Source organism: Hymenobacter perfusus, assembly GCF_003944765.1.
Classification (GTDB): Bacteria; Bacteroidota; Bacteroidia; order Cytophagales; family Hymenobacteraceae; genus Hymenobacter; species Hymenobacter perfusus.
Map to the genome: position 1 here is coordinate 714743 of NZ_RWIU01000001.1, position 14028 is coordinate 728770.

A 14028-nucleotide genomic window follows, 5' to 3' on the forward strand; every position below is an offset into this window, starting at 1 on the left:
GGTTTTTAACGTCTGATAGCCGCCTTCTGCAGTTGGTACGTGGCCGTGGTGGGGAAGTGGTCGGAGTAGGGAATTTCGTAGTGGACCCAGAAGTCGTTGACGGCGAAGCGGGGACCGGCAAACTGGTTATCGATGCGCACGAAAGGCAGGCGGCCGTTGTAGGTGCTGCCCACGCCGTTGCCCACAGTGGCCCAGGCATTCTGAAAACGGTCGGCCAGCTGGTCGTAGCTGTAGCTGTAGGGCACATCGTTGAGGTCGGCGCAGAGCAGAATGGGGTAACGGCACCGCTCGAAGCGGCGCACCAGCGTGTCCACCTGCCAGTGCCGCGCAATGGCCCCGCGCTTAAAGCGGCGCAGCAACCCCGCGCCTTTCTGCCTGAGGCCGGCTTTGCTGGAGTAGCTATCCACAATGTCCTTCTCATCCATGCTCATGCTCTGCAGATGGAAGCTATACACCCGAATGGTGTCGTGGGAGGGCAGCTGCACGTCGGCCCACATGGCGTGGTTCTGCGTCAGCTTGCCAAAGTGAATGGTGCCTTTATTAACGATAGGGAAACGTGAGAACAGAGCCATGCCAAACTCGGCCCCGGCACTGTTGGTAAGGGTTTTGGAAAAGAACGCCTCCCGCCCAGCGTCGCGCCCGATTTTGTCTATGGTCCGGAACACGCCTCCGTCGCGGGTTTTGGTCCCGGCGGGCTCGTTGTAAAACTCCTGCAGGCACAGAATATCGGCTGGGTTTTCCTGCAGCCAGCGCACCATTGCCTTCGATGAGGCCAGCCCCTCATTGCGCAGCTGCGGATACACGTTGAAGATGCGCACATTCGCCGACAGCACCTTTACAATGGGACCACCCGCCCCGCCCGCAGCCTGCGGTGCCACCCGCAACGGGTGCAGTGCCAGCCCGCGCTGAAAATGGGGCCAAGTAAGCACCGCCAGCGCCAGCGGCAGGAGGGCGACCGGCCAGCGGCGCAGCAGCCAGTAGCCTATCAGCAGCAGGTTCAGGGCCAGGGCTACCGGCAGCGTGAGAGCCCCGAAAATAGCAGGCCAGAAGGTGTAGGCCGGAATCTGGGCACAGGCAATAGCCGCCAGCACCCACCCCATCACCAACACGGTACTTTTAAAGGCAAACGAACGACGCACAGGCAACCTTTCAGAGGCAGAGTTGATCAGGCTGGCAAAGGTAGCCGTTCCGCCGCAGCCCGCCGCCCCGGTAAGTGGCCTGAGTTTTGCGCGCTGCGTTGCGTACCTTTATTTTCCATTATTCATTGCGTGTATGTCCCGACTCTCTACCCTGATTTTATTGTTCTTATACCCGGCTTTGCTGCAGGCCGCGCCGCGCCCGGCAAGGGCCCCGGAACCAGACAAAAGCCTGGAATTTGTGGAGAACAAAGGCCAGTGGCCCCGGCCGGTCCGCTACCAGGCCGAGCTGCCCGGCGGCCGGCTCTACCTTACGCCCGGCGGCTTTACGTATTCCTTCCTGGATCCGGCAGCTTTAGCGGCCAATTCCCATCAGCACGAAGCCAGCCCGGCGGCTCCGCGCCAGCCGGAACCGGCCGCGCCGTTGCGCGGCCACGCCTACACGGTTTCGTTTGAAGGCGGCAACGCGCAGGCCACAATGCAGGCGCAGCAGCCTACGGCCGGCACCCGCAACTACTTCCAGGGCAGCAACCCGCAGCAGTGGGCCAGCGAGGTACGCGGCTTCCGACAGGTGCAGTACGCTAAAGTGTACCCCGGTATCGATGTGCAGGTGTACGAAAATCAGGAGCAGCACCTGGAGTACGACTTTCTGCTGGCCCCCGGTGCCCGTCCCGACCATATCCGGCTGCGGTACACCGGCCCCGAAGCCATGCGCCTTACTCCCGAAGGCCACCTACTGATTCAGACCTCCGTGGGCAACGTGACGGAGCAGGCGCCCAAAGCCTGGCAAATACTGCCGTCGGGCGAGCGGAAAATGGTAAGCTGCCGGTTTGAGCTGCGGGCCCAGACGGTGCAGTTCGTGCTGGGAGCCTATAACAGCAAGCTGCCGCTTACCATCGACCCTACCGTGCTATTCTCTTCGTTTACCGGCTCTACCGCCGATAACTGGGGCTTCACGGCCACCTATGACGCGCAGGGCAATATGTACTCGGGCGGCGTGGCCTTCGGGGTAGGCTACCCCACCTCACCGGGTGCTTTCCAGACTTCCTTTGCCGGGGCCGGCGACGTGGCCATCATCAAGTACCGCATGACCACCTCAGGACCCGCCGCACGCCTCTACGCCACCTACCTGGGCGGCAGCAATACCGATGCGCCGCACAGCCTGGTGGTAAACGGCCTGGGGGAGCTGGTGATTCTGGGCACTACCGGCTCGGGCAATTTTCCGGTGTCGGCCGGGGCCGCGCAACGCACCTTCCAGGGCGGTTCCGGCGTCAATCCGCTGGGCGGCGGGCTCACGACTCCAATGGGCTACAGCAACGGCTCCGACCTGTTTGTGACCACCCTCAGTGCCGACGGCTCCCGGCTGGTAGCGTCCACGTACCTGGGCGGCACCAGCAACGACGGATTGAACCTCAACCTGGTCAATAACTACGGCGACCCATTTCGGGGGGATATTCTCACCGATGGCGACAACAACGTGTACCTGGCTTCCGTCACGCAGAGCAGCAACTTCCCAACGGCGCAACCCGTGCAGGCCACTCGCCAGGGCACTTCCGATGCGGTGGTGTGCAAGTTGCCGCGGCTGCTCAATCAGTTGCTCTGGAGTACTTACCTGGGCGGAAACGGGGCCGACGCAGCCTTCTCCGTTCAACTCACGCCCGACCGGCACCTCTACGTGGCCGGCACCACCGACAGCCCCAATTTTCCTACCGTGGCGGCGGCGTTGCAGCCTCAGCCGGCGGGCGGACGGGACGGTTTTGTGGTCTGCCTGAATCCGGCCGGCACCACGCTGCGCTATGCTACGTACCTGGGCACCGCCGCCGCCGACCTGGCCTTCTTTCTGCAGCTGGACGCCGGCGGCGACGTGTACGTGCTGGGCCAGACCAGTTCCAACGCCTACCCCGTTACCACCGGCCGGTATAGTGTCCGAGGAGCGCACCAGTTTATTCATAAGCTCAATGCAACCCTTAGTGCTACTGAATACAGCACCACTTTCGGCTCGGCTCTGTCGGGATACGATATTTCGCCCACGGCTTTTCTGGTCGATGATTGTGAGCGGGTGTACGTGTGCGGCTGGGGCGGTGTGAATAATGCCGGTTTCGGCGGCGGCTCCACCCGCAACCTACCGGTCACTTCTGATGCCGTGCAGTCGAATACCGACGGCAGTGACTTCTACCTAGCTCAGTTTCGGGCGGGCATGACTGGACTGGAGTACGCCACGTTCTTCGGGGAAAACGGCGGGCGGGGCGAGCATGTGGATGGCGGCACTTCGCGCTTTGACAAGAAAGGGGTGGTGTACCAAGCCGTGTGCGGCGGCTGTACCGGTACCCAGGGTTTCCCGCGCCCACCCGGTGCCAATTATTATACGACCACCAACGCCAGTACTAACTGCAACAATGCCGCCTTCGCCATAAGCTTCGGCCTGGTGGTAGCCGACCCGGGCCCTACCCGCTACGTGTGCGTAGGCACTGCCCCGGTAGTGCTGGGTGGGCAGCCCAGCGGCGGCACCTGGACCGGCCCCGGCGTTACGCAGCTCAGCAACGGCACCTACCAGTTTCAGCCCACTGCGGCCCTGGTGGGGCGTAACATCCTCCAATATTCCGTCCAAACGACCGGTATCTGCCGGAGCACCCGGCCCCTGCGCATAATTGTGACGCCGGAGCTGACCGTGAACATCAGTCCGGTGCCGCTACAGTGCGCCAATGGCGCGCCCGTAACCCTGCAGGCCACGCCCGCCGGCGGCACCTGGAGTACCACGAAAGGACTGACCGGCAACGTATTCAATCCGCAACAGGCCGGGGCCGGCACCTATACCCTCACCTACTCCTACTCCGATACGCTCGGGTGCGGCACTGCCACCCGTACCGTGGTAGTGAATCCGCTTCCCCGGCCCGAGGCCGGCCCCGACCTCACCTTCTGCGCGTATGAAACGCAGCCCGTGCAGCTTACCGGAGCCTCTCCAGCCGGGGGTACCTGGAGCGGCTCCGGCGTCACGCCGGGCGGGCTGTTCACTCCGCCCAATACCAACCTGCGCGGCGGCATTTTCACGCTTTCTTACTCCGTCACGGAAAACGGCTGCACCGTTACCGATACCCGGCAGGTGCTGCTGGCCCCTTCCCCCGCCGTCAACTTCCCGCTTAGTGTGCCCGAGTGCACCAGCTTTCCGCAGTATACCGGCCTGGCTCCCTTCAACTGCGCCTTTGAGCCCGTGCTGACGGGGGGCACCTACGTGTGGGAGTTTGGTGACGGCAGCCCTACCTCGAACGAGGAAAAGCCGGTGCATATGTTTGAGAACCCCGGTACGTATTCCGTGAAGCTCACGGCCCGCTACGCCAACTGCACCGTGGAAACCAGCTTTGTGCCGGTGATAGTGGGCGAAGTATTCGTGCCCAACATCATTACACCCAACCACGACGACAAAAACGAAACCTTCATTCCGCGCTTCAGCTGCCGGCCCGCTACGCTGCGGGTGTTCACACGCTGGGGCAATAAGGTGTACGAAACCGATAACTACCGCAACGACTGGCGGGCGGATGCGCTGGCCGATGGCCTGTACTACTATCACCTCAAAGATGCCGAGGGCCGCACCGTGAAGGGCTGGGTAACGGTGCAACGATAAACACTCGCGCAATAGCCCGAAAAACAGGTAAACTCAAGCCGGATAACGTGTAGCTTTGCCGCTATTTAACGTTATCCGGCTTGCTGCGTGTATGAAGCAATTGTATCTATTTGTTTGCCTGTTATGGCTGCCTAATCTGCTGGCCCGGGCCGGCGCCCCCGCTCCTAATCAGCACCTGGAGTTTATTGAGAATAAGGGCCAGTGGCCGGCCCCCGTCCTGTACGCCGCGGATGTACCGGGCGGACGGCTTTTCCTGGAGCCCGGCGGCCTTACCTACGCCCTCACTACCGGTTTCCCGCACCCGCATACGGCCGTTCCCCGCACAGGGAGTGTTCCTGAAACCTTCCGCGCCCATGCCATACGGGTGGAGTTCGTACAGGCCGCGCAGCCCGTGGTGCTGCCCACAGAAGCTACCGGGGAAGTGCGCAACTACCTGCGCGGCTCCGACCCGGCCCAGTGGGCCACGCACGTAGCCGGCTTCCGCCGCTTGCACTACCGCCGCGTGTGGCCCGGCGTTGATGTGCAGTTTTATGAAAACCAGCAGCAACACCTGGAATACGACTTTGAGCTGGCTCCCCAGGCGCGGCCGGCTGCCATCCGGCTGCGCTACCACGGAGCCGATGCGCTGCGCCTAACCCCCGAAGGACACCTGGAAATCCTGACTTCGGCCGGCACGCTGCGGGAGCTGGCCCCTACTGCGTGGCAACTGAATGCCAGCGGCCAGCGCCAGGCCGTGGCCTGCGCTTACGTGCTGCACAACCAGGAAATCAGCTTCCGCCTGGGCAAATACGACTCAAACCGGCCGCTGATTATCGACCCGACGGTGGTGTTTTCCACGTTCACCGGCTCGGCCGCCGATAACTGGGGCTTCACGGCTACCTACGACCAGCAGGGTAACCTCTACTCCGGCGGCATCGTTTTTGCGCTGGGGTATCCTGCCAGCCCGGGTGCGTACAGCACGCAGTTCGCCGGGGCCACCGATATTGCCCTCATCAAGTACAACACCACCGCCCGCGGCCCGGCCGCCCGCGTGTGGGCCACCTATCTGGGCGGGAGTGGGGCCGATTTTCCGCAAAGTCTGGTGGTCAATAGTCTGGGCGAACTGCTGGTGCTGGCGGCTACCGGTTCCCCTAACTTTCCTGTCACCGCCAGCGCGCTTGACCGCACCTTTAATGGCGGCTCCGCTATCAACCCGTTTTCCGGCTACGCGCCCTCCAATATGCCCAATGGGTCCGACCTGGCGGTGGTCCGGCTTAGTGCCGATGGCTCCCGGCTGGTAGCGTCCACGTACTTGGGCGGGGCCGGCAACGAAGGCGTGCTGCCCAATACCGGCTTCGGCTTCAACCTGCTGCGTAACTACGGCGACCAGTTTCGGGGGGATATTCTGGTGGATGCGCAGAACAACGTGTACCTGGCCTCGAATACCTCTTCCTCGGATTTCCCGGCGCGCAACAACTTCCAACCCTATACGCCAGGCCTCAACGCAGTAGTCTCCAAGCTTACGCCCGGCCTCGACCAAGTACTATGGAGTAGCCAGCTGGGCGGCAATCAACCCGATGCCGCGTACTCCTTGCAGCTTGATGCGGCCGGCCGGCTGTACGTAGCCGGGGGTACTACCAGCCCCAACTTCCCGGTAACGCCCGGCACCGTGCAGCCCGCCCAGCGGGGCGACGCCGATGGGTTTGTAGCCCGCATCAGCAGTTCCGGCTCGGTACTGGAAAAGGCCACGGTGGTGGGCACGTCGGCGTATGATCAGGCCTATTTTGTGCAGCTTGACCAAAGCGGCGGCGTGTACTTACTGGGCCAGACGATGGGCACTTATCCGACCGTGGGCAACCGCTACGGCGTGGCCAACAGCCGCCAGTTTATCCACAAGTTCAACGCCGACCTGACTGCTACCGAGTTTGCGACCACCTTCGGCAGCGGCCGGGCCACCATCGACCTTTCGCCTACGGCCTTCTTAGTAGACCAGTGTGAGCGGATTTACGTGAGCGGCTGGGGTGGGGGCAACAATGTGGGCTATGGCAACGGCAGCGTGCTAGGCATGCCTACCACCACTACCGCCACCCAGCGCACCACCGATGGCAGCGACTTTTACCTGCTACAGCTCTCCGCCGGGGCCCGCAACCTCGATTACGCTACCTTTTTCGGGGGCACCAGCCAGGACCACGTAGATGGCGGCACTTCCCGTTTCGACCCGCGCGGGGTGGTGTACCAGGCCGTGTGTGGGGGGTGCGGCGGCTCCAGCAGCTGGCCCATTCCGCCTGGCGCAGGCTACTACTCCACCTTCAACGCCAGCCTCAACTGTAATAACGCCGCTTTTAAGTTTAATTTTGAAACCGTTGATGTAGTAGCCGGCACCGACCAGACCGTGTGCGTAGCCTCCGCACCGGTCCCATTGCAAGGCAGTCCGGCCGGTGGCATCTGGACCGGGCCGGGCGTGTCGGGGTCCGTAGCGGCGGGCTTCGTGTTTACGCCTACCCAGGCGTTGCTGGGCTCCCAAACGCTTACCTACACCGTCACCGGCGTGGGCCCGTGCGGCGGGGTTTCGGCGCTTCGGCTCACGGTGGTTCCCTCCCCCCCCATTGCGTTTACGGCGCCGGCCCAGACCAGCTTTTGCCTGGGCCCGACCAACCCGGCCCCGGTGACGCTGAGCGCCACGCCAGCGGGCGGCACTTTTTCCGGACCGGGCGTTAGCGGCAACCTGTTCATTGCCTCACTGGCCGGCCCTGGAACGCACACGCTGGTATACACCGTCAATGCCAATGGCTGCCAGCTGCAAACGACCCGAAGCGTCACGGTAACCCAGGCCGTTGCCGGAACCGGCCTTAACGTCTGCGCCGGAGCCGGGCCGCAGGTGCTTGCGGGTATTCCCGCCGGTGGTATCTGGACGGGTTCCGGTATTTCAGGGTCGGTGACCGGGGGCTTTACCTTCACCCCAACGGTGAGCTTGTTAGGTATTCAGACTCTCACGTACACCGTTACCGCGCCCGGTGGCTGCACCAGCAGCAGCACGATGCAGGCCAATGTGCTACCAGTACCAACCTTTACCCCACCCGTGCTGCCGGCCTATTGCACCACCAACACAACCCCCATACCGCTACCGAGTGTAGCTTATTGGGGTGGCCCCGGCGTGCAGGGACCAGGCAATACGGGCTTCACATTCCGCCCTTCGTTAGCCGGAGCTGGCACGCACACGCTCCTGTACCGTACCGGCGGCGGCCTCTGTGACTACACCGGGACCATCACCGTTACCGTCAGCGCCCCCATCACCGTAAACGCCGGCCCCGATACCCTGCTCTGCCCCGGCACCACCCGCCCGTTCCGGCTGCGCGGCACCCCGGCCGGTGGAACCTGGAGTGGCTCCGGTATCACCTCCGATGGCATTTTCACGCCTTCCGCCGGTTTCAACGGAAGCCTCACGCTAACCTACACCGTTGCGGGCGTCTGCCTGAATACCGGCACCCGGCGTGTGAGCGTAGCCGTTCCCCTGGCCACTGCCCCCGTCTGGGCGCCCGCTGGCTGCTCCGAAAACCGCTTGAGTCCGCTTACACTCACCTTCAGTGGCGGTGCCACAACCTCCCGTTGGGAGTTTGGTGATGGTACCCCCGCCGCTACCGGCAGTACCATCACGCACACGTACACCCAGGCCGGCACCTACCAGCCGCGAGTCATTACGTCCTTCAATGCCGGCCGCTGCGCTGAAACAGCCAGTCTGCCCGTAGTGGAAGTAATTGCCCCTGAATTGCCACCCAACATCATCACCCCCAATCACGACGACAAGAACCAGTTCTTCATTGTTCGCACGGCCTGCCCGGGGCAGTTGCAGGTGTTTTCCAGGTGGGGCAACAAGGTATTTGAGGCCGCCCGTTACCGCAACGACTGGGACGGAGCCGGCCTGCCCGATGGCGTGTATTACTACCTGCTACGTACCCCCGATGGCCATGCCAGCAAAGGCTGGGTTACCATCCAGCGCTAAGGGCCTGGGCTTGCTTTCGGCGGTTTCTTCTCGTATATTTGCACCAGCAAGCTACAACACGAACAGAGGGGACGGATAGTCCCCTCTTTCTTTTACCACCCGTTGCCTCGCCTATGAAACTTGACCGTGCCCGCCTTTCCGAATTCCTTGAGAGCAGCCTGCCCATCGACGGCAACCTGTTTGTCGTGGATTTGGCCGTGTCGGATGCCATTCGCCCTAAAGTCACCGTCACACTCGACGGGGAGCAGGGTTTGGGCATCGACGAGTGCGCGCAGGTAAGCCGCCGGCTGGCCCGCCGCATCGAGGAGGAGTATGGGGAGGAACTGAGCTACACGCTGGAAGTCACGTCACCCGGGGCCGACCTGCCCCTGCGCGACCCGCGCCAGTACACCCGCCACATCGGCCGCACCCTGGCTCTTAAGCTGCAGGATGGCACCGAGAAAACCGGCACCCTGGAAGCCACCGAAGCCACCGGTATTCAGCTGGCGGAGGTAGTTAAAGAAAAAAGCAAGAAGAAGATCCTGCCCCCCGTGCTGGTCCCCTTCACCGATATCAACGAAGCCAAAGTGGTCATTTCGTTTAAATAAGTATCACCTGTCTGCATTGATTTTCCAGATCCGTTGTTCTCCTGTTCCGGCTGCCTCAGCTAGTGAAAAACTGACAACTCATCGAAAAGCCTCTGCGGAAAGCCGTGAAACCCAAAAAATCAGTTTAAATCAGCGTTTATATGAACAGCAACGTCCTGATTGAATCGTTTGCCGAATTCGCCCGATCCAAGAATATTGACCGGCCCACGATGATGAGCATTCTGGAGGAAGTGTTCCGCACGATGATCCGTAAGAAGTACGACGATGACTCCAACTTCGACGTGATTCTGAACGTGGACAAAGGCGACCTGGAAATCTGGCGTAACCGCGAAATCGTGGACGATAACTCGGAAGACATCTGGGATTTCGACAAGATTCCGCTGGCCGAAGCCCAGAAGATTGAGCCCGACTTCGAAATTGGTGAGCAGGTAGCCGAGGAGGTGAAGCTGGAAGATTTCGGCCGCCGCGCCGTGCTTATGGCCCGCCAGACGCTGATTCAGCGCGTGAAAGACTTAGAGCGCGACAATCTCTACCAAGCCTACAAAGATCAGGTAGGTGAAGTAGTAGTGGGCGAAGTGTACCAGGTATGGGGCCGCGAAGCCCTCATCCTTGATAAGGACGAAAACGAGCTGGTACTGCCCAAAGGCGAGCAGATCCCGAAGGACCGCTACCGCAAGGGCGACACCATCCGGGCCGTGGTTCACCGCGTGGATGTGCTCAATGGTACGCCCAAAATTATCCTCTCCCGCGCTGCTCCCGCTTTCCTGGAGCGCCTGATGGAGCAGGAAGTACCCGAAATTTTTGACGGCCTCATCAGCATCAAGAACATCGTGCGTGAGCCCGGCGAGCGGGCCAAAGTGGCCGTAGAAAGCTTCGATGAGCGCATCGACCCCGTGGGTGCCTGCGTAGGCATGAAGGGCTCCCGGATTCACGCCGTGGTGCGGGAACTGGAAAACGAGAACATCGACATCATCAACTATACCGATAACCTGGAGCTGTACATCGCCCGGGCTTTATCGCCGGCCAAGCTCACGTCGATGAAAATCAACGAACAAACCGGCCGGGTTTCGGTGTTCTTGAAGCCCGATCAGGTATCGTTGGCCATTGGCCGGGGTGGTGCCAACATCAAGCTGGCCTCGCGGTTGGTAGGCATGGAAATCGACGTCTTCCGTGACGCCGGTGACTTTGAGGAAGATATTGCCCTGGACGAGTTCCAGGACGAAATTGAAGGCTGGATTCTGGAGGAGCTGAAGAAAATCGGCCTCGACACCGGCCGCTCCGTACTGGCAGTGAGCAAAGAAGACATCGTGCGCCGCACCGAGTTGGAGGAGGAAACCGTGGAAGAACTCTTCCGTGTCATCCGCCAGGAATTCGAGGACAGCGCCGACGAAGAGCAGGAAGAAGAAGCACCAAATTCCGGCGCCGCGCAATGAGTGCGCGGCGGCCGGTACGGCAAGGGCGTTGAGATTGAGCCGGGTGGCCTGATTTCAACGTCGCCCGGCAAGATTTAAGTTAGTACCTTTGCACCAAGATAAGAGTATCGTTCGCGAGCATAGAATGGCGGAAGCAGCAACCAAACGGCTGAATCAGGCGGCCAAAGACCTGAACGTTGGCTTGTCCACAATCGTGGATTTTCTGGCGGGAAAAGGGCATTCCATCGAAAACAAACCCACGACAAAGCTGTCGTCCGAGCAGGTTTCCCTGCTGGAGAAGGCTTTTGCGTCGTCGGCGCAGGATAAGATGGAGGCTGCCAAAGTGAGCCAGGCCAAGCGCCAGAGCGAGCTGGAAGCCGCTGCGGCGCAGTCGGCCCAGGCCCGCGCGGCTGAACCCGCCGCCCCCAAACCCGCCCCGGCACCCGCTGCCCCGGCGGCTAAACCGGTTGCGCCGGTTGCAGCTCCCGCGCCTCAGCCGGCCCCGGCCGCCGAGGCTCCCAAACCCGTCTCTGCTCCTACGACGGCCCCCGCGCCGGTTGAGGAGCCAGCCCGCGTTCCGGGCCTGAAAGTGCTGGGTAAAATCGAACTGGACTCGAAAGGCCGCCCCGTGCGCCCTGCCGCTCCTCAGCCTGCCCCAGCCGCCGAGGCTCCCAAGTCAGCGCCGGTTGCGGAAGCCCCTAAAGCGCCCGAGCCCGTTAAAGCAGCAGAAGCACCTAAGGCTCCTACTGCACCCGTTGCGGAAGCCCCTAAAGCGCCTGAACCAGCCAAAGCACCGGAAGCTCCCAAGGCTCCTGCTGAGCCGGTTGCGGCTGCTCCCGAAACGCCCAAAGCTCCGGCAGCTCCTAAGCCAACCGCTGCACCGGTAGCCGAGGCTCCGAAAGCAGCCGTTCCGACTGAAACTCCGCACGCTGCTGCCCCAGCAGCCACGGAGACGACGGAAGAAGGCACCATTGTAGCCAAAGCCGATCAGTTGAAAGGCCTCACGGTACTCGGTAAAATTGAACTGCCCCTCGATTCGTCGCGGCGGGGCAGTGGAGGTCGCGGGGCTCGTCCCGTAGCATCCTCCGACGTGCGCAAGAGTGGTCTTGGTGGTGGCGGTGCTGGTGCCGATAAGAAGAAGCGTCAGCGTATCCCCATGTCGGGTCCCGGTCAGCAGGGCGGTGGCACGAGTGCTCCCGGTCAGCAGGGTGGCGGCAACCGCCCCACCGGCACCGGCCCGATGGGTAACAACCGGCCCGGTGGTCCCGGCGGAAACCGTCCGGGTGGTCCCGGCGGGAACCGCCCCGGTCAGCAGGGTGGTGGCAACCGTCAGCCCGCTCCGGCCCTCACGCCCGAACAGAACGACAAGCAGATTCAGGAGCAGATCAAGGCCACGCTGGCCAAGCTCAGCGGCGGCCGGGGTGGCCAGCAGCAGAACCGCGCCAAGTATCGTCGCGACAAGCGCAACATGGCCGCTGAGGACCGCGAGGCCCTGCGCGCCCAGAACGAGCTGGATGCCAAAACGCTGAAAGTAACCGAGTTCATTTCGGCCAACGACCTGGCGTCGTTCATGGATGTTTCGGTGAATGATGTGATTAAGGTGTGCCTCAACATGGGCATGTTCGTATCTATCAACCAGCGCCTCGACGCCGAAGCTATTACGGTTATTGCCGACGAATTCGGTTACGATGTGGAGTTCCTGTCCGCTGAGGAAGAGGACACGACCATCGAAATCGAAGACAACGAAGAGGATCTGCAGCCACGGGCTCCCATCGTGACCATCATGGGTCACGTCGACCACGGTAAGACCTCTTTGCTTGACTACATCCGGAGCGCCAGCGTAGCCAAAGGCGAAGCCGGCGGTATCACCCAGCACATCGGGGCCTACGACGTGATGACCAAATCGGGCAAGCGCGTAACATTCCTCGATACACCGGGTCACGAAGCGTTTACCGCCATGCGTGCCCGGGGTGCCAAGGTGACGGACATTGCCATCATTGTGGTAGCGGCCGACGACTCGGTAATGCCGCAGACGAAGGAAGCCATCAACCACGCCCAGGCGGCTGGGGTGCCCATCATCATTGCGCTCAACAAAATTGACAAGCCCGGTGCAAACCCCGATAAGGTGCGCGAGGAGCTGTCGGTTGTGAACGTGCTGGTAGAAGAATGGGGTGGTAAGTACCAGAGCCAGGAAGTATCGGCCAAAACCGGTATTGGTATCGACGACCTGCTGGAGAAAGTTCTGCTGGAAGCCGAGATTCTGGAACTGAAAGCCAACCCCGACCGCAACGCGGTAGGTACGGTTATCGAAGCCTCGCTTGATAAAGGCCGCGGTTACGTAACTACCATTCTGGTACAGACCGGCACTATGAAAGTGGGCGACATGGTATTGGCGGGGCCGCACTTCGGCCGCGTGAAGGCCATGACCGACCATCGGGGTAAAAAGATGAAACAGGCCGGCCCGGCAACTCCGGTGCAGGTACTGGGTCTGACGGGTGCTCCCCAGGCCGGTGACAAGATTCAGGTGATGGAAACGGAGCGCGAAGCTCGTGAACTGGCTACGCAGCGTCAGCAGCTGGCCCGTGAGCAGAGCATGCGCACCAAGAAGCACATCACCCTCGATGAAATTGGTCGCCGTCTGGCTATCGGCTCGTTCAAGGAGCTCAACGTCATTGTGAAAGGCGACGTGGATGGCTCGGTGGAAGCACTGGCCGACTCCCTGCTGAAACTGAGCACGCCGGAAGTAGCCGTGAACATCCTCAGCAAAGGCGTGGGTGCCATTTCGGAAACCGACGTGTTGCTGGCCTCGGCTTCCGACGCCATCATCATCGGCTTCCAGGTGCGGCCTTCGCAGAGTGCCCGCAAGCTGGCCGAACAGGAGCAGATCGACATCCGCCTCTACTCGATTATCTACAACGCCATCAACGAGGTGAAGGATGCCATGGAAGGCATGCTAGCCCCGACGGTGAAGGAAGTGGTAGTAGCCAACGCCGAGATTCGTCAGGTGTTCAACATCACCAAAGTGGGCGCCATTGGTGGCTGCATGGTGACGGATGGCACCTTCACCCGCAAAACCAAGGTGCGGCTCGTGCGCAACGGTATTGTGGTGTACTCGGGCGAAATCAAAGACCTCAAGCGTTACAAAGACGACGTGTCGGAAGTGCGCCAGGGCTACGAGTGCGGTATTTCGCTTAAGAACTTCGATGACCTCCAGGAGAACGACAATATCGAAGGCTTCGAAGAGCAGGAAGTGAAACGGACGCTGTAAGCGGTCAGAACCTTCCGGACCTTCTAC

The 14028-nt window shown here is 61.6% G+C and carries 6 protein-coding genes; 5 read left to right on the forward strand and 1 reads right to left on the reverse strand.

Annotated features, from left to right (window positions below; translation table 11 throughout):
• Nucleotides 1-5 precede the first annotated feature (5 nt).
• Entirely contained in the window at nt 6-1139 is a 1134-nt protein-coding gene (locus EI293_RS03135) for an endonuclease/exonuclease/phosphatase family protein (protein WP_125435593.1), read from the reverse strand.
• Nucleotides 1140-1272: 133 nt separating this feature from the next.
• Here EI293_RS03135 and EI293_RS03140 point away from each other — a divergent pair, with 133 nt between their 5' ends.
• The 5 genes from EI293_RS03140 (at nt 1273) to infB (ending at nt 14001) form a co-directional block, all read left to right on the forward strand.
• A complete protein-coding gene (locus EI293_RS03140; protein WP_125435595.1) occupies nt 1273-4755 on the forward strand; it encodes a DUF7948 domain-containing protein in 3483 nt (1160 codons plus the stop codon).
• Nucleotides 4756-4846: 91 nt separating this feature from the next.
• On the forward strand, nt 4847-8734 hold the full coding sequence (locus EI293_RS03145; RefSeq protein ID WP_125435597.1) for a DUF7948 domain-containing protein: 3888 nt from the start codon (nt 4847-4849) through the stop codon (nt 8732-8734).
• A 113-nt stretch (nt 8735-8847) separates the two neighbouring features.
• Nucleotides 8848-9321 carry a ribosome maturation factor RimP gene (locus EI293_RS03150; RefSeq protein ID WP_125435599.1) on the forward strand — a complete coding sequence of 158 codons (474 nt, stop codon included), beginning with the start codon at nt 8848-8850 and terminating at the stop codon, nt 9319-9321.
• Nucleotides 9322-9461: 140 nt separating this feature from the next.
• Entirely contained in the window at nt 9462-10754 is a 1293-nt protein-coding gene (gene nusA, locus EI293_RS03155; RefSeq protein WP_125435601.1) for a transcription termination factor NusA, read from the forward strand.
• Between the two features lie 124 nt (nt 10755-10878).
• A complete protein-coding gene (gene infB / locus EI293_RS03160; protein WP_125435603.1) occupies nt 10879-14001 on the forward strand; it encodes a translation initiation factor IF-2 in 3123 nt (1040 codons plus the stop codon).
• The last annotated feature ends 27 nt before the right edge of the window (nt 14002-14028 follow it).